The organism is Actinoallomurus rhizosphaericola (assembly GCF_024055675.1).
Classification (GTDB): domain Bacteria; phylum Actinomycetota; class Actinomycetes; order Streptosporangiales; family Streptosporangiaceae; genus Actinoallomurus; species Actinoallomurus soli.
Genome location: NZ_JAMXMW010000014.1, coordinates 1 through 15,988, shown reverse-complemented (window position 1 = coordinate 15,988; position 15,988 = coordinate 1). Strand labels below are relative to the sequence as shown.

Annotated in this window: 17 protein-coding genes; 11 read left to right on the top strand and 6 right to left on the bottom strand. The window is 73.1% G+C overall.

The window, feature by feature from the left end; translation table 11 throughout:
* Window positions 1-51 precede the first annotated feature (51 nt).
* From NE234_RS27905 to NE234_RS27890, 4 genes are all read right to left on the bottom strand, one after another.
* Window positions 52-1,701 carry a long-chain fatty acid--CoA ligase gene (locus tag NE234_RS27905; RefSeq protein ID WP_252783640.1) on the bottom strand — a complete coding sequence of 550 codons (1,650 nt, stop codon included), beginning with the start codon at window positions 1,699-1,701 and terminating at the stop codon, window positions 52-54.
* 206 nt (window positions 1,702-1,907) lie between these two features.
* Entirely contained in the window at window positions 1,908-4,457 is a 2,550-nt protein-coding gene (locus NE234_RS27900) for an FtsX-like permease family protein (protein WP_252783639.1), read from the bottom strand.
* Complete coding sequence (locus tag NE234_RS27895) at window positions 4,457-5,269, bottom strand: ABC transporter ATP-binding protein (RefSeq protein WP_406567081.1); 813 nt, start codon at window positions 5,267-5,269, stop codon at window positions 4,457-4,459. Before NE234_RS27895 ends, NE234_RS27900 begins: the two co-directional genes overlap by 1 nt.
* A complete protein-coding gene (locus NE234_RS27890) occupies window positions 5,266-5,499 on the bottom strand; it encodes a hypothetical protein (RefSeq protein ID WP_252783638.1) in 234 nt (77 codons plus the stop codon). The genes NE234_RS27895 and NE234_RS27890 overlap by 4 nt, the downstream gene beginning before the upstream one ends.
* Window positions 5,500-5,664: 165 nt before the next feature.
* Here NE234_RS27890 and NE234_RS27885 point away from each other — a divergent pair, with 165 nt between their 5' ends.
* From NE234_RS27885 to NE234_RS27875, 3 genes are all read left to right on the top strand, one after another.
* On the top strand, window positions 5,665-6,918 hold the full coding sequence (locus NE234_RS27885) for a sensor histidine kinase (RefSeq protein WP_252783637.1): 1,254 nt from the start codon (window positions 5,665-5,667) through the stop codon (window positions 6,916-6,918).
* Window positions 6,906-7,559, top strand: coding sequence for a response regulator (locus tag NE234_RS27880; RefSeq protein ID WP_252783636.1), 654 nt, complete (start codon window positions 6,906-6,908; stop codon window positions 7,557-7,559). Before NE234_RS27885 ends, NE234_RS27880 begins: the two co-directional genes overlap by 13 nt.
* A gap of 138 nt (window positions 7,560-7,697) precedes the next feature.
* Window positions 7,698-9,773: a glycoside hydrolase family 3 C-terminal domain-containing protein gene (locus NE234_RS27875; protein WP_252783635.1), complete on the top strand. Its 2,076-nt coding sequence runs from the start codon at window positions 7,698-7,700 to the stop codon at window positions 9,771-9,773.
* A gap of 91 nt (window positions 9,774-9,864) precedes the next feature.
* Here the strand turns inward: NE234_RS27875 and NE234_RS27870 are convergent, their stop codons facing one another.
* Together NE234_RS27870 and NE234_RS27865 are read right to left on the bottom strand one after the other, a co-directional pair.
* The gene (locus NE234_RS27870) at window positions 9,865-10,464 is read right to left on the bottom strand and encodes an LURP-one-related/scramblase family protein (RefSeq protein ID WP_252783634.1); all 600 of its coding nucleotides are present in this window, start codon (window positions 10,462-10,464) and stop codon (window positions 9,865-9,867) included.
* Between the two features lie 114 nt (window positions 10,465-10,578).
* The gene (locus NE234_RS27865) at window positions 10,579-12,105 is read right to left on the bottom strand and encodes a UxaA family hydrolase (protein ID WP_252783633.1); all 1,527 of its coding nucleotides are present in this window, start codon (window positions 12,103-12,105) and stop codon (window positions 10,579-10,581) included.
* A 348-nt stretch (window positions 12,106-12,453) separates the two neighbouring features.
* Between NE234_RS27865 and gvpJ the strand changes: the two genes are divergently transcribed.
* The 8 genes from gvpJ to NE234_RS27825 are packed head-to-tail and all read left to right on the top strand — an operon-like array spanning window position 12,454 to window position 15,885.
* Window positions 12,454-12,879 carry a gas vesicle protein GvpJ gene (gvpJ, locus tag NE234_RS27860; RefSeq protein WP_252783632.1) on the top strand — a complete coding sequence of 142 codons (426 nt, stop codon included), beginning with the start codon at window positions 12,454-12,456 and terminating at the stop codon, window positions 12,877-12,879.
* A complete protein-coding gene (locus NE234_RS27855; protein ID WP_252783631.1) occupies window positions 12,876-13,613 on the top strand; it encodes a GvpL/GvpF family gas vesicle protein in 738 nt (245 codons plus the stop codon). The genes gvpJ and NE234_RS27855 overlap by 4 nt, the downstream gene beginning before the upstream one ends.
* Window position 13,614: 1 nt before the next feature.
* A complete protein-coding gene (locus NE234_RS27850) occupies window positions 13,615-13,851 on the top strand; it encodes a gas vesicle protein GvpG (protein ID WP_252783630.1) in 237 nt (78 codons plus the stop codon).
* 6 nt (window positions 13,852-13,857) lie between these two features.
* Window positions 13,858-14,241 (top strand): gas vesicle protein GvpO, encoded by a 384-nt coding sequence (locus NE234_RS27845; protein WP_252783629.1) that lies wholly within the window; start codon window positions 13,858-13,860, stop codon window positions 14,239-14,241.
* Complete coding sequence (locus NE234_RS27840) at window positions 14,238-14,621, top strand: gas vesicle protein (protein WP_252783628.1); 384 nt, start codon at window positions 14,238-14,240, stop codon at window positions 14,619-14,621. Before NE234_RS27845 ends, NE234_RS27840 begins: the two co-directional genes overlap by 4 nt.
* Complete coding sequence (locus NE234_RS27835) at window positions 14,614-15,387, top strand: GvpL/GvpF family gas vesicle protein (protein ID WP_252783627.1); 774 nt, start codon at window positions 14,614-14,616, stop codon at window positions 15,385-15,387. Before NE234_RS27840 ends, NE234_RS27835 begins: the two co-directional genes overlap by 8 nt.
* A complete protein-coding gene (locus tag NE234_RS27830; RefSeq protein ID WP_252783626.1) occupies window positions 15,384-15,614 on the top strand; it encodes a gas vesicle protein in 231 nt (76 codons plus the stop codon). Before NE234_RS27835 ends, NE234_RS27830 begins: the two co-directional genes overlap by 4 nt.
* The gene (locus NE234_RS27825) at window positions 15,595-15,885 is read left to right on the top strand and encodes a gas vesicle protein K (RefSeq protein WP_252783625.1); all 291 of its coding nucleotides are present in this window, start codon (window positions 15,595-15,597) and stop codon (window positions 15,883-15,885) included. Before NE234_RS27830 ends, NE234_RS27825 begins: the two co-directional genes overlap by 20 nt.
* Window positions 15,886-15,988 lie beyond the last annotated feature (103 nt).

Sequence of the window (15,988 nt, the reverse complement as noted above, 5' to 3'; positions counted from 1 at the left end):
TGGACGAGCTGATCGGTCACATGGGGTGATCGTTCCGTTGGGGTGCGGCCGTCAGAGGCGTTCGACCTTGACCTCGTCGGCGCGGTAGCGGGCGCGCAGCGGCTTCTTGTCGAACTTGCCGACCGTCGTCTTGGGGATCTCCCCGACGAACGCCCAGTTCTCCGGGACCTGCCAGCGCGCCACCTTGCCGGACAGGAAGTCGGCCAGCTCGGCCGCGGTCGCCGAGGCGCCGTCGCGCAGGACGACGAAGGCCAGCGGGCGCTCGTCCCAGCGCGGGTCCGGGATGCCGATCACCGCGGCTTCGAGCACCGCCGGGTGGGAGACCAGGTGGTTCTCCAGCTCGACCGAGGAGATCCACTCGCCGCCGGATTTGATGACGTCCTTCGCGCGGTCCGTGATCTGGAAGAAGCCGCGGTCGTCGATGGTGCCGATGTCACCGGTGCGCAGCCACCCGTCGTGGAACTTCTCCGGCGCCGGGTCGCGGTGGTACGAGCCGGTGATCCACGGCCCGCGCACCTCGATCTCGCCGACGGACTCGCCGTCCCAGGGGAGCTCCTCGCCCGCCGCGTCGACGATCCGCATCTCCACGCCCGCCGCCACGCGGCCCGACTTGAGGCGCCAGTCGACGTCCTCCGTGGTGCCCGGCTCGACGCCGGGCGGAGGGAAGGCCATGCCGCCGAGCGGGCTCGTCTCGGTCATGCCCCAGCCCTGGATGATCCGGAGGCCGTACTTCTGCTCGAAGCCCTCCAGGAGCGCGCGGGGCGCGGCGGCGCCGCCGGAGGTGCCGGCCCGCAGCGAGGACAGGTCGAGCTCGTGGTCGGCGCCGTAGTTGAGGATCGCGCTCCAGATGGTCGGCACGGCCGAGGAGACGGTGCTCCGCTCGGCGGCGATGAACGCGGTGAGGTGCTCCGGTTGGAGGAACGGGCCGGGCATGTGCAGCGTGGCGCCGGACAGGAACGCGGCGTACGGCAGGCCCCAGGCGTTGACGTGGAACATCGGCACGATCGCCAGCACGCGGTCCGCATCGGTGATGCCCATCAGCGACGCCGACATGGCCACCATGGCGTGCAGGAACGTCGAACGGTGTGAGTAGACCACGCCCTTCGGGTCGCCCGTCGTGCCGCTGGTGTAGCACATCGACGCGGCCGACCGCTCGTCCAGCTCCGGCCAGTCGAACCCGGGCTCCTCGGCCGCCAGCAGCTCGTGGTAGCGCAGCACGCGCGCGTCGCCCAGCGCGGACGCGTCGCCGTCGCCCACGACGATGAACGCCTCGACGGTCGGCAGCCGGTCGGCGACCCGGGCGAGCAGGGGGACGAGGGTGTCGTCGACGAGGATGAACCGGTCCTCGGCGTGCCCGATGATGTGCGCGAGCTGGTCGGGGAACAGCCGGATGTTCAGCGTGTGCAGCACCGCGCCCATCCCCGGGACGGCGAAGTACGCCTCCAGGTGCTCCTGGTTGTTCCAGCAGAAGGTCGCCACCCGGTCGCCCGCGCCCACGCCGAGCCGGGTCAGGGCCGCGGCGAGCCGTTCGGCGTTCTCCGCCACCTGCCGGTACGACGCCCGGCGCGGCTCCCCGCCGCCCTTCCAGGTCACGCATTCGCTCCCGCCGTACACGCGGGCGCCGTGCCGCAGAATCGCGGAAACGGTGAGGGGGAACTCCTGCATCGTGCTGGCGAACATCACGGCCCTTCCGACGGACATACCGACCGGTCGGTAGCAGGTTAGGAGCGGCACCGTCACCCCGTCAACGATGTCCCGTTACATGAGGTTCACCCCGATCAGCCGACTGCCGCTCCGGTCACCGCCGAGGATTCTGGTCGCCCCCACCACCAGAATCCTCGGCGCACAGACCGAGGGCGGCCGCCCATCCGGCTCATGGGCCTGCCCGCCGGCTCGCGGGTGGCGGGTCAGGAGCGTTGGGCGAGGACGTCCGCGGGGGCGGCCCGGAGCGCGCCGCGTACCGGGATCTCCGTGGCGAGCCAGGCGATGCCCGCGACCGTGGCGGCGCAGGCCGGCAGGAGCCAGACCGGCCCGGCGGCCCAGGGCCGGCCGAGGAACCCCGCGCCCAGCAGGGCCAGCGGCACCACGGACAACGCCGCCCCCGCGCCGACGGCCGCGACCGCGACCAGCGCCGCCTCGCGCCGTACCATCGCGACGATCTGCCGGGGAGTGGCCCCGATCAGCCGGAGCGCCGTGAACTCGTCGCGGCGCTGCGCCGCGGCGGCCGCCAGCCGGTTCGCCACCGCGAGCAGGACGTAGCCCAAGAGCACGGCGAGCACGACGACGTTCACCCAGACCTCCGGGGGCGTCGGCGCGTTCCTGATCGCGCCGCGCGCGTCGTCGGCCCGTACGCCCGGCTCCCGCGCGGCGAGCGCGGTGAGCGAGTGGCGTACCGCCTCGGCCCGCCCGGGCACGGCGCGGACCAGGATCCGGTCCACCAGGTCGGCCGTCGTGTGACCGGCGGCCAGGTCGCGGGAGACGACGACGTCCCCGAAGCCGAGGCTGCGGTCGTACGACGCGACCACCTGGGCGGCGGCCCGCGTTCCGTCGCCGAGGATCACGGTGACGCGATCGCCGACCCCGGCGCCCCGGGCCATCGCGGTGGTCCTGCTCACCGCGATGGTGGCGCCGGTCAGCCGGCCCAGGTCGCCGGCGCGCCGCTTCAGGTCGAGGACGGCCGGGAGGTCCGGTCCGGCGACGAGCGCCTGGTACGACGCGACGGTCCGGTCGCCGTCCTCGCGGTACGGCCACAGGACGGTCGTCGTGGCCACCGGCACGGCGGCCGCGACGCCGGGCGTCGCGCGGATCTCGTCGGCCAGGCCCGCGGGGACCCCGCCGAGCGCGGGCGCGGTGACCGTGACGTCGGCGTGCGTCGCCGCCCTCGCCTGGTGGGTGGTCGCGGCCAGCAGCGTGGTCTGCGTGAGCGCGTAGCTCAGCGTGAACGTCACCGCCATGCCGAGCGCCGTCACCGCGCCGCCGACCCGCAGCGCGTAACCGTGGCCGTTGCCGACGGCCAGCCAGGTGGCCGGAGACGTGCGGGGCGGCAGCCGCCGCAGCAGCGCGCCGCTGCCGCGCTGGACGAGGGCCGGGCCCGCGAGGCCGAGTCCGATGACCGCCAGGAGACCGGCCGAGCCGGTCGCGGCCGTCGCCTCGGCGGTGCGCAGGAACAGCGGCACCACGCTCAGCGTCATCCCGGCCAGGATGATCAGCAGCCCGATCCGGGTGCGCACGGCCGACGGCGTACGGGGCTCGGCGCGCGACTCGGCGACGGCCTCGGTCGCCGCCATCCGCGACGTGCGGAACGCGGCGCCCAGCGCCGACACCCGCACCGCGACGGACAGCAGCAGGACCGCCGCGACGGCCGGGAGCGGGCTCCAGGCGAGGGGCAGGCGTCTCGGCAACACGCCGTGGTCGGCCAGCAGGCCGCCGAACCGGCCGGCGAGGACGTATCCGAGCGCCACGCCGAAGGGCAGCGGAAGCAGCGCCACCACCCCGGTCTGGGCGGCGATGAGGCGGCGGACCTGCCGCGGCGTGGCGCCGACGGCCCGCAGGAGGGCCAGGTCGCGGCGCTGCCCGGCGATCGACACCGAGAGCGCGCCCGCGACGACGAAACCGACGATCATCAGCACGACCCCGCCGATCGAGCCGGCGAGCAGGAACAGCACCGTACGGCCCGTCGCCGCCTCCGGCTCCTCCACGTCGCCGCGCGCCCTGCCCGACGCCACCGTGAGGTCGCCGTGGCCGTCCGCCCGCAGGGCGCCGCGGACGCGGGCGGCCAGGGCACCCGGATCGGTGCCCTTCGCGGCGCGCAGCGCCACCAGGTCGACCGTTCCGCGCCTCGGGCCCGCGTCCCGGCCCGCCAGGTGGGCCGCGACGGCGTCGCCGAAGTAGACGGCGGGCGGGCCGTCGACGACGGCGGACACCCGGTAGCCGCCCCGCCGGCCGGCGGCCACGACCGTCACCCGGTCGCCGGGGTGGACGCCGGCGCGCGCCGCGGTGGCGGCGTCGAGCGCCACGTCTCCGGAGCCGGCCGGGGGAGTGCCCTGGAAGGAACCGGGCCCCGGTAGCGTCCGGGACGACCAGCCGTGCCCGGCGGTACGCGGATCTCCGGCGTCGACGACGGCGCCGTTCCGCCCGATGACGGCGGCGGGCAGGCTCAGGTCGCCGACGGCGGAGGCGACGCCGGGCAGCGCGGCCAGCAGGCCGGCCGGCCGCGCCGGGACCGGCGCGCGTTCGGGCAGCGGTTCGTCCAGGTCCCCGTCCTGGGCGACCGACTGCCGGGCGGCGACGACGACGTCCGCCCCGGCGAGACGTTCGACGGGCAGGTGCGAGCGCAGGCCGGACTCCGCCAGCACGCCCGTGGCCGTCAGGAACGCGGCCCCGCCCAGCACCGCGCCGACGATCGCGACCAGCGCGCCGGTCCGGCCGCGGGTCAGGAGAAGCGAGATCCGCAGCATCATCGGGCTCCCAGCGAGGTGAGCCGGGCGGCGAGCGCCGGCGCGCCGGGCTCGCGCATCACGTCCACGATGCGGCCGTCGGCCATGATCAGGACCTCGTGGGCGCGGGCCGCCGCGGCCGGGTCGTGGGTGACCATCACGATGGTCTGGCCGAGTTCGTCGACGATCTCGCGGAGGAGCGTGAGGACGCCGCCGGAGCTGCGGACGTCCAGCGCGCCGGTCGGCTCGTCGGCGAACACGATGTCGGGCCGCGCGGCCAGCGCGCGGACGATCGCCACGCGCTGCTGCTGGCCGCCGGACAGCTCCGCGGGGCGCCGGTGCAGGACCTCTGCCAGGCCGGTGCGGCCGACCAGCGCGCGGATCCAGTCCCGGTCGGGGGCACGGCCGGCCAGGCGCAGCGGGAGGGTGACGTTCTGCTCGACGGTGAACGCCGGGAGCAGGTTGTACCCCTGGAACACGAAGCCGATCCGGTCGCGGCGGAGCACGGTGCGCCGGGCCTCGTTCAGGCCGGAGACGTCCGTGCCGCCGACCGTGACCGTGCCCGATGTCGGGGTGTCCAGCCCGGCCGCGACCTGCAGCAGCGTGCTCTTGCCGGACCCGGACGGCCCCATCACGGCGAGGAACGTTCCGCGGGGCACGGTCAGCGACACGTCGTCGAGCGCGGTGACCGCGACCGTGCCCGTGCGGTACACCTTCGTGACCCGGTCCAGGCCGATCACCTCGCCCGTGGGCGCCTGCCGGACGCCGGCCGCCTCCCGCCGTCTCACGCCCGCCTCCGCCGTCCGGACGCCGGCCGCCTCGCGCCGTCTCACGCCCGCCTCCGCCGGGACCGGTCCGCGAGCAGGCCGGCGATGCACAGAATGGTCACGACGCCGCATGACACGCTCACCGCGACGGGCAGCCCGCTCATCGAGGTCACGGCGTTCCCGGCGGCGCTGACCACCAGGACCGTCCAGAGGAGCGCGCGTCGCGCGCCGATGCCGTTCCGGTCCGGAGTGCCGGGGTCCGTCCGGGGGCCGCTGAGCCGGTATGGGTCGTTCATCGTGAATCCTCCCTTAGGTCTGACCCCGACGCTACGGACGGCTGTGACCTGCGGCGATCCCACGTGCTACCCGGTCGTGGTACAGCAGGCACCACTCTTCGGGCGTTACGTCACCAACGGTCGCTATCCGTCATAAAGTGGCTACCGATCTTCGGGGAGGAACGGATGGCGGACGGGAACGACGGCGCGCTCAGACGCGCGCTGCGCGACCCGATCGAGGCGCTCGCGCGGCTGGTCGGCGGCCTCGGCACCGCGACCCTCGCCCTGCTCACCGCCCTCGTGCTGATCGTCGTCGGCGTCCTCTGCCTCGTCGGCGTCGGGCTGCCGCTGCTGCCGTGGGCGCTCGCCGCCGTGCGCGCGGTCGCCGACCGGGAGCGCGAGCGGCTGAGCCGGTGGGGCGAGGAGATCATCAGCCCGTACGACGCGTGGCCGAGCGGCTGGTCCGCCCGCCTCCGCGCCGCCGCCAGGGACCCGGCGACCACGCGCGACCTGCGCTGGCTGTTCACCCACGCGGTGTTCGGGCTCGTCCTCGGCCTGTTCGGTGCGCTCCTGCCGCTGCTCGCGATCGAGGACCTCACCCGCCCGCTCTACTCGTGGGCGCTGCCGCCCGGCGAGGTCACCACCTCGGTGGGCATCTCCGCCGGCGGATGGACCGGGATGGTGTCCAGCGTCTCCCTGGGCGCCGGGTGGGTGGCGATCCTGGTCGGCCTGGGCCCGGCGATGGCCCGCCTGCAGGCGCGGCCCGGGAGGCGCCTGCTCGCGCCCCATCCGAGCATCGACCTGTCCGCGCGGGTCGCGGAACTGACGGCGACGCGTGCCGCCGCCCTCGACGCCCACACCGCCGAACTGCGCCGGATCGAGCGCTCCCTGCACGACGGCACGCAGAACCGGCTCGTCGGCGTGGTCGTCCTGCTGGGCGCCGCGCGGCGGGCGCTGAAGAACGACCCCGCCCTCGCGGACGGCGCCCTGGAGCAGGCGCAGTCGGCGGCCGAGCAGGCGCTCGCGGAGCTGCGCGCGGTCGTCCGCGGCATCCTCCCGCCCGTGCTCGAACAGCGGGGGCTCGGCGGCGCGCTGGCCGCGCTGGCGGCCGGGTGCGCCGTGCCCTGCCGCGTGTCGGCCGACGTGCACGGCTCCCGGCCCGCCTCCGTCGACGCGACCGCGTACTTCGTCGTCGCCGAGGCCCTCACCAACATCTCCAAGCACAGTCACGCCCGGCACGCGACCGTCGAGGTGCGCCAGACCCGGGACCGGCTGTTCCTGCGCGTCGAGGACGACGGGCGCGGTGGCGCCGACGAGAACGCCGGGAGCGGCGTCGTCGGCATCCGCCGCCGCGTCGAGGCGCACGACGGCCACATGACCCTGACCAGCCCGCCGGGCGGGCCGACCGTTCTCGAGGTGGAGTTGCCGTGCGTGTTGTGATCGCCGAGGACGACGCCCTGCTCCGCGCCGGGCTCCAACTGCTGCTGCGCGGGGAGGGGTTCGAGGTCCTCGCCGCCGTCGACACGCCGGACGCCTTCCTCGCCGCCGTCGACGAGGCCCCGCCCGACATCGCCATCGTCGACGTGCGCATGCCGCCCACCCACACCGACGAGGGCATCAAGGCGGCCGTGGCGGCCCGGCGCCGCCACCCGAAGCTCGCCGTCCTCGTGCTGTCGGCGTACGTCGAGGAGAGCTTCGCGACCGACCTGCTCGCCGAGGGCACGAACGGCATCGGCTACCTGCTGAAGGAGCGGGTCGGACGGGTCGAGCGGTTCCTCGAGGCCCTGCACCGGGTCGCCGAGGGCGGCACGGCCATCGACCCGGAGCTCGTGGCCCAGCTGTTCGCGCACCGGCGCGCCGACGATCCCCTGGACCGGCTGACGCCGCGCGAACGCGACGTGCTGGCGCTCATGGCCGAGGGGCTCGGCAACATCGCCATCGCCAAGCGCCTGGTCGTGACCGAGGGCGCGGTGCACAAGCACATCCGCAACATCTTCGCCAAGCTGGACCTGCGGCCGACCGAGCACACCGACCGCCGCGTCGCCGCCGTCCTGCAGTACCTGGACAGCACGGGGCGGTAGGAGAGACCTCCGGTCGATCCGGACGAGTGATCGCCAGGTACGGTTGCGCCCCTTTCTGACTCGAATGTCAGATTCATTGACTCATCGGATGTCTTGGTGTTTTGGTGGTCCCCAGCTCCTGACCTTCGAGGAGGACCATTGAGACGCCTGCCCGTCGCGATCGCGGCGGTGGCCGCACTGATCGGGCCGCTCGCCGCCGCGCCGGCCGCCCTGGCCGGGCGGTTCCCCGCGCCCACGCCGGAGCAGCGTGCCGCGGCACTCGTCGCGCAGATGACGCTGGACGAGAAGATCACGCAGACGCACACCACCGGCAAGGGCGCCGGCGGGATCTCCCGGCTGGTGCCCGGCATCCCCCGGCTCGGCATCCCCGACTTCCTCATCAGCAACGGCCCGGCGGGCGTCGGCACCGGCGCGGTGGGGACCCAGCCCGACGCCACGGCGCTGCCCGCCCCCGTCGCCCTCGCCGCCGGCTTCGATCCGGAGCTGGCCCGCCGGTACGGCGTCGTCGAGGGCAGGGAGACCGCGAACGTCGGTCACAGCCTCCTGGAGGCGCCCGACGTCAACATGGTCCGCGTCTACCGGAACGGCCGGGCGTTCGAGAACTACGGCGAGGACCCCTACCTCGCCGGCCGGCTCGCCGTGGCGAACATCCAGGGCATCCAGAGCCAGGGCGTGCTGGCCGAGGTGAAGCACTACGCGGCCAACGACCAGGAGACCGGCCGCAAGACCATCAACGAGAACATCGACGACCGCACCCTCCACGAGATCCACCTGCCCGCGTTCGAGGCGGCGGTGAAGGAGGGGCACGTCGCCTCGGTGATGTGCGCCTATCCCTCGGTCGACGGCTCGTTCATGTGCGAGAACAAGCACCTGCTGACGGACGTGCTGCGCGGCCAGTGGGGCTTCCGGGGTTTCGTCCAGTCCGACGCCAGCGCCACGCACACCGCGGTCGGCTCCGCGGACGCCGGGCAGGACCTCGAACTGCGGGACAACGGCCCGTACGACGAGGAGCTCAAGCAGGCCGTCCTCGACGGCGAGGTGAGCATGCGGCAGCTCGACACGATGATCGAGCGCAGGCTCGCCGTCGAGATCCGCGCCGGGCTGTTCGACCACCCGCGGACGGTCACGCCCATCGACGCGGCGGCCGGGGGAGTGGTGGCGCGGTCGGTGGCCGAGCAGACCGCCGTGCTGCTGAAGAACACCGGCGCGACCCTGCCTCTCAAGGCGAGCGCTCTGCACTCGATCGCGGTGGTCGGGCCGTACGCCCAGGTGGCGCACCCGGGCGGCGGCGGAAGCTCGCACGTCGATCCGCTGTACACCGTCAGCCCGGTCGAGGGCATCGCGAAGAGGGCCGGCGCGGGCGTCACCGTCCGGAGCTCGGACGGCTCCGACCCGGCCGAGGCGGTGAAGCTGGCCGGCTCCTCGGACGTCGCCGTCGTGATCGTGGGCGACGCGGAGAAGGAGGGGACGGACCGTACGAGCCTGTCCCTGCCCGCCGGCCAGGACCTGCTCGTCCGCTCCGTCGTCGCGGCGAACCCGCACACGATCGTCGTCCTCGACAGCGGCGCGCCCGTGCTGATGCCGTGGCTCGACGGCGTCCCCGCCGTCCTCGAGGCCTGGTACCCGGGCGAGGAGGACGGCAACGCGCTCGCGGCGCTGCTGTTCGGCGACGTGAACCCCTCCGGCAAGCTGCCCGTCACCTTTCCGCGCAGCGAGAGCCAGACGCCCACGAGCACGCCGGACCGGTACCCGGGCGTGAACGGCGACGTGAACTACTCCGAGAGGCTGGAGGTCGGCTACCGCTGGTACGACGCGCAGGGCGAGCAGCCGCTGTTCCCCTTCGGGTACGGCCTGTCGTACACGAGCTTCGCGTTCCGTCACCTGAAGGTGTCGCCGCACCCGGACGGGCACGGCCGGGTGACGGTGAGCGTGGACGTCCGCAACACCGGATCCCGTACGGGTGCCGAGGTCGCCCAGGTCTACGTCTCGGCGCCGCCGTCCGCCGGTGAGCCGCCGAGGCAGCTCAAGGGCTTCGTGAAGGTGACGCTGCGCCCGGGCCGGACCACACGTGTGACGGTGCCGCTGGACGCGCGGGCGTTCTCCGTCTGGGACGCCGCGTCGCAGCGGTGGACCACCGTCGGCGGCCGCCACCTGGTCTCGGTCGGCGACTCCTCGCGGAACCTGCCGCTGTCGGCGCCGGTCCTCGTCCGCTGAGCAGGGGTCCGGCCGGCGCGTCACCGGCCGGACCTCCCACGCGCCGAGCGGCCCGGCGGCCTGTCCACCGCCGGGCCGCCCGACGGCGGGATCAGCGGTGCTGAAGGGCGTCCAGGGCGACCGCCTGGGCGATGACCAGGCGACGGTCCAGGCGCGGGTCCTTGATGTCGACGACGTACTTGTCGCGCAGCGCGAACTTCTTGTCCACCGAGAACGTCTCCTGCCCGTTCGCGGCGAAGTCGAAGTGGTACGGCCAGGCGAACGGGAGGCTGTCCACGTAGGGGATGAAGTCCCAGACACGGCGCAGGATCGCGACGAACTTGCTGCGCTCCGAGCCGGTCGTCACGCCGAGGCCCGGCTGCTCCAGGTGCCAGGTGGAGGCCAGCAGCGAGGCCTTGAAGTCCTTGCGGAAGTTGCCGATCGCCTGCCCGCCCGGGTCGGTGACGTCGTACGTCGCGCCGAGGTCGAGGCGCTGCCGGGCCTTGAAGCCGAAGAGCGGGTGCTGCTTGGCGTCGTCGCTGTAGAAGGTGACCTGCTCCTTGAACGCCAGGCGCTTCTGCTGGGCGAAGGCGATGAGCTCGCCCTCGGACCCGTCCGGGTTCTCGGCGTGCACCTCGTACTGGTTCACCATCAGCCGCACGCGCTGGCGGATCAGCAGCCGTCGCTGCCCCTGGAACGTCTGGAAGTCCATCTATCCCCGTCTCCGTACACGGTCCATTGGAGCAGCAAAGGTACAGAACAGGTAAAGGACGCACCAAGGCGCTGTTGTGATCGGTGTCGAAACCGAGATCTGAGCTCGGCCGCCTCACCTCACCGTGCCGAGCCGCCAGGGCACGAACTCCTCGTCGCCGAAGCCGAGCTCCTCGCTGCGCGTGCGGCGGCCGGACGCGGTCGCCAGGACGAGATCGAAGATCCGCCGGCCCATCTCGGCGACGTCGCACTCCCCGTCGGCGATCAGGCCGCAGTTGAGGTCCATGTCGTCGGTCATCCGCTCGTACAGCGGCGTGTTGGTGGCGAGCTTGAGACTGGGCGCCGGCTTGCACCCGAACACCGACCCGCGGCCCGTCGTGAAGCACAGCACGTGCGCGCCCCCGGCCACCATCCCGGTCGCGTTGACCGGGTCGTAGCCGGGCGTGTCCATGAACACCAGGCCCTTGGCGGTGACGGGTTCGGCGTACTCCACGACGTCGGCCAGGTTGGACTGACCGCCCTTGGCGGCCGCGCCGAGCGACTTCTCCAGGATGGTGGTCAGACCGCCGGCCTTGTTGCCGGGGGACGGGTTGTTGTCCATCGAGCCTCCGTGGCGGGCGGTGTACTCCTCCCACCAACGGACCCTTCGGACGAGCTTTTCCCCGACCGCACGGCTGACCGCGCGCCGTACGAGCAGGTGCTCGGCGCCGTAGATCTCCGGCGTCTCCCCGAACACCGCGGTGCCGCCGTGCCGGATCAGCAGGTCCGCGGCGGCGCCGAGGGCGGGGTTCGCGGTGATGCCGGAGTAGCCGTCCGAGCCGCCGCACTCCATCGCCAGGACGAGTTCGGAGGCCGGTACGGGCCGCCGGCTCACGGTGTTCGCCGCCGGCAGCAGGTCCGTGATCCGGGCGACCCCCTCGGCGACCGCCGCCCGGGTGCCGCCGGACTCCTGGAGCGCCATCGCCACCACGGGCGTGTCCGCACCGACTCCCCACTCTTCGGCGAGGGACCGTACCCGGCCGGCCTCACGGCCGAGGACGAGGAAGCCGGCGAAGTTCGGATGGCGCGCGTAGCCGGTGAGGGTGCGCCGCAGCACGGCGGCCTCCTCGCCGTGCTCGCCGGCCGTTCCGTCGCCGAGGGCGTGGGGCAGCGCCACGACCCCGTCCACGGCGGGGTAGGCGTCGAGGAGGCCGGGCAGGCCCTCCTGCCTGCGGAACCGCTCGGCGATCCGCCGGGCGACCGTCACCGAGTGGCCCCCCGCGGTGAGGACGCCGATGTGGTTGCGGGTGGCCACGCGGCCGTCGGACCGGACGATCCCGTCGAAGGTCGCCCGTTCCCCGGCGGGCACCCTCTCCTCGGGCCGGGCGGCGACGCCGTACTCGTACTCCCGGTCGAAGATCTGGAAGCCGAGGTTGTGGGTGTGCACGTGCTCCCCGGCGGCCACCGGACGCGTCGTGAACCCGATGACCTGGCCGTACTTGCGCACCGGGGTGCCGGCGGGCAGATCGCGCAGCGCGACCTTGTGACCGCGCGGCACGTCGTCCCGTGCGACCAGGCCGTCGCGGACGGGCCTGCCGGCCACGAGATCCTCGGTGGCCAGGGCCACGTCGTCGTCCCGGTGCAGGGTCAGCAGGGCGGTCATCCGTCACTCCATCCGCGAAGGCGAGCACTGTCCGATATCTTCCCCCGAGCCGTCACGGCGGCGGAACCCACCGGTATTTCGGCGCCCGGAACATTCGCCGGACCGTGGCCGCCCGTCAACGCTGCGTGACAGTTTCCGGAGGTTTAGAACCTTCATTTCTACGCGTCGTGCAAGCCCGCCTCCGCTCCGTCGAACACGACTCCGACACGCCCGGTGACCTCGGACGTTGGTTACGGACGCCGTAGACCCCCTGTCTGTTTGGAGGTGATTTGTGCGGGTAGCCGCTGGACCAAGCCGGCCGAACCGCGGGTACCGGTTCCGGCCGGACCAACGAAGAAGGGAATGAACATGGGCAGCGGGCAGATAGCCCAGCGCGGCGCTCCGGTACAACAGTCCTCCGGTGGTGGCGGCGGCGGTCTCGCCGACGTCGTCGAGCTGATCCTCGACAAGGGCCTCGTCATCGACGCCTTCGTCCGGGTCTCCCTCATCGGCATCGAGATCCTCCGCATCGACGCGCGCGTCGTCATCGCCAGCGTCGACACGTACCTGCGCTTCGCCGAGGCGTGCAACCGCCTCGACATCGCCAACGACGGCTCCAGCGCCGGTCTCCCCCAGATGATCGGCCAGATGACGGAGAGCGGCGCCAAGCGCAAGACCAGGGGCGCGCTGCAGGGCGCCGGTGAGACGCTCCGCGACAGCCTCGGCCGCGGCCAGGACAAGGAGAAGGCCGGCTCCCGCCGGAAGAAGGACGAAGACGACGAGGAGGAGTCGTGACCGTGCAGTACGTCTACGGCGTCACCGACGCCGACGTGGAGGTCCCCGGAACGCTGACGGGGATCGACGGCCAGGAGGTGTCCCTGGTCACCCACGGACGCTGCGCCGCCCTGGTGAGCGACCTGGCCGCCGACCGGCCCCTCGGCACGCGTGACGACCTCATGGCCCACCAGGCCGTCCTCCAGCAGGTGGTCGAGGCGGGCGGGACCGTCCTGCCCTTCCGCTTCGGCGGCGCGCTGACCGACCGGGACGCCGTCGTCGAGGAGCTCCTCAGCCCCCACGAGGACACGTTCGTCGAACAGCTCGGGTCCCTGCGCGGCCAGGTCGAGGTGCGGATCAAGGCGCGGTACGTCGAGGACGCCGTGCTGCGCGAGATGGTGCAGGACGAGCCGGAGATCGCCGAGCTCAACCAGCGGGTCCGCGAGCTCCCCGAGGACGCGGCCTACTACGACCGGGTACGCCTCGGCGAGCTCATCGCGCAGGCCTTCACCCGGCGCCGCGAGAACGACGGGCAGGGCCTGCTCGACGCCCTGGCGCCCCGCGCCACGGCGGTCGCGCAGCGCGAGCTGTCCCGCGAGGACGACGTCCTGGACGCCGGCTTCCTCATCGACCGCAAGGAGCGCGAGGAGTTCGAGAAGCTCGTCGACGAGGTCGGCAAGGAGATCGACGGGCGCATCCGCCTGCGCTTCGCCGGGCCCCTGCCGCCGTACGACTTCGTCGGCCAGGAGAGCTGACATGGGACTCTTCTCGGGGCTGGTGCTGTTGCCGCTGGCCCCGGTGCGGGGGGTCGTATGGCTCGCCGAACAGGTACAGGAACAGGCCGAACGCCAGCTGTACGACCCCCAGCGCATCGTCCGCCTTCTCGAAGAGGTGGCCGAGGCCCGTGACGCTGGCGAGATCAGCGAAGAGGAGGCCGCTCGCCAGGAGGAGGAGCTGGTGAACCTGCTGGCAGAGGGGTCTCGCCGGAGGTAGGTGACCATGCCCCAGAGCAGAAGCACCCAGAGTCAGAGCGGCCAGAGTGAAGGGGGCCAGAGCCAGAACGGCCGGAGCCAGAGCGGCCGGAGCGGCGGCCGGAGCGGGAACGGCCGGCGCAAGAAGGGCCTGGCCCCCGAGGAGGTCGCGCGCACGGCCGTCGAGCACGTCGTCGAGATGACGGGCCGCGAGAGCGAGGGCGTCATCGCGCTGGAACGGACCGACGACGGCTGGAAGGTCGGCGTGGAGGTCGTGGAGTCCGGCCGCATCCCGGACACCAACGACATCCTCGCCGTGTACGAGGCCGAACTCGACGACGAGGGCAACCTGCTCTCATACCGGAGGACCGCCCGCTACTACCGCGGGCGGTTCGATAGGGACAAACGATGACAGAAGTGACGTGGGCCGGCGGCTCGCGCTCCGCGGCGCCCCAGCAGAGCGGGCCGTCCTCGGCCAATCTGGCCGACATCCTCGAGCGGATCCTCGACAAGGGGATCGTGGTCGTCGGCGACATCCGCGTGAACCTGCTCGACATCGAGCTGCTGACGATCAAGCTTCGGCTGCTGATCGCGTCCGTGGACCGCGCGAAGGAGATGGGGATCGACTGGTGGGAGCACGACCCGACCCTCTCCTCCAAGCACAACGACGTGATCGAGGAGAACCGCCGGCTGCGTGAGCGCCTCGCCGCGCTCGAGGGCGGCGAGGAGAACGGCCAGAGCCGTGCGGTGGAGGAGAAGGCGGAGGAGAAGGCGGAGGCGGATCGTGGCTGACGTCGGCGTCTACCTGTACGGAGTGGCGCAGGACCTCTCACCCGACACCCTCCGCGACCTCCCCGGCGTGGCCGGCGCCCCGGTGCGCACCGTCGCGGACGCCGGGTTCACGGCGCTCGTCAGCACCGTCGACCTGGAGGAGTTCGGGGAGACGGCGCTGCGGCGCAACCTGGAGAGCCTGCAGTGGCTGGAGGCGACGGCACGGGCCCACCACGACGTCGTCGACACGGTGGCGCGGGCGGCCCCCACCGCTCCGGTGCGGATCGCGACGGTCTACCGCGACGACGACCGCGTCCGTGAGCTGCTGCGGGAGCGGAGGGACGAGCTCACCGAGGTCCTCGGGCGGGTCGTCGGCCGGGTCGAGTGGGGCGTCAAGGCGTACGGGACCGCCGAGGCGGCGCAGGAGCCGTCCGGCGGGGACGACGCCGCTAACGAGAAGCCCGGCATGGCCTACCTGCGGCGCCGGCGACTCCAGCAGCAGAGCCGGGAGGAGGCGTCCCGGCGCCTCGCCGAGCAGGCGCAGGAGATCCACGCCACGCTGTCCGAGCACGCGGTGGCGAGCCGGCAGCACCCGCCGCAGGACCCGCGCCTGTCCGGGCACGAGGGGACCATGATCCTCAACGTGGCGTACCTGCTCGATGAGGACCGCGCCGAGACCCTGGCCGCCGCCGCCGACGAGCTGGCGGCCCGGATGCCCGGCGTACGCATCGAGCTCACCGGCCCCTGGCCCGCGTACTCCTTCACCGAACTGGACGCGTCGTCGTGAGCGTGGGGGAGGACGTCGAGCGCGCCGTGGCGGTCCGGCAGGACCCGCGGGCGCTGCCGTCCGAGCGGATCGCGCTCGTCGATCTGCTGGACCGCCTGCTCGCGGGCGGCGTGGTGATCGCCGGTGACGTCGTCATCTCGATCGCCGAGATCGACCTCGTCCGGGTGTCGCTGCGGGCCCTGATCACGACGGTTAAAGAGGAATACGATGACATCCTCCCTCACTGAACGGCTGCGGACGGACCCGGAGACCGTCGAGCACGACCTCGCGGCCCTGGTCCTGACCGTGATCGAGCTGATCCGGCAGCTGATGGAGAAGCAGGCCCTGCGCCGCGTCGAGGAGGACGAGAGCCTCACCGACGACCAGGTCGAGCAGCTGGGCCTGGCGCTGATGCGGCTCGACGAGGCCATGGAGCGCTTGAAGGATCACTTCGGGCTGACGGCCGAGGACCTCAACCTTGACCTGGGGCCGCTCGGGACGCTCCTGCCCGAGGCCTGACCGGGCCGTACGAACGACGCCCCGGTCGTACGAACGACGTCCCGTTTCGTACGAACGTCCGGCGGCGGGGGGGGGGGGGTCGTGTTTCCCCCCCCGCCCCGCG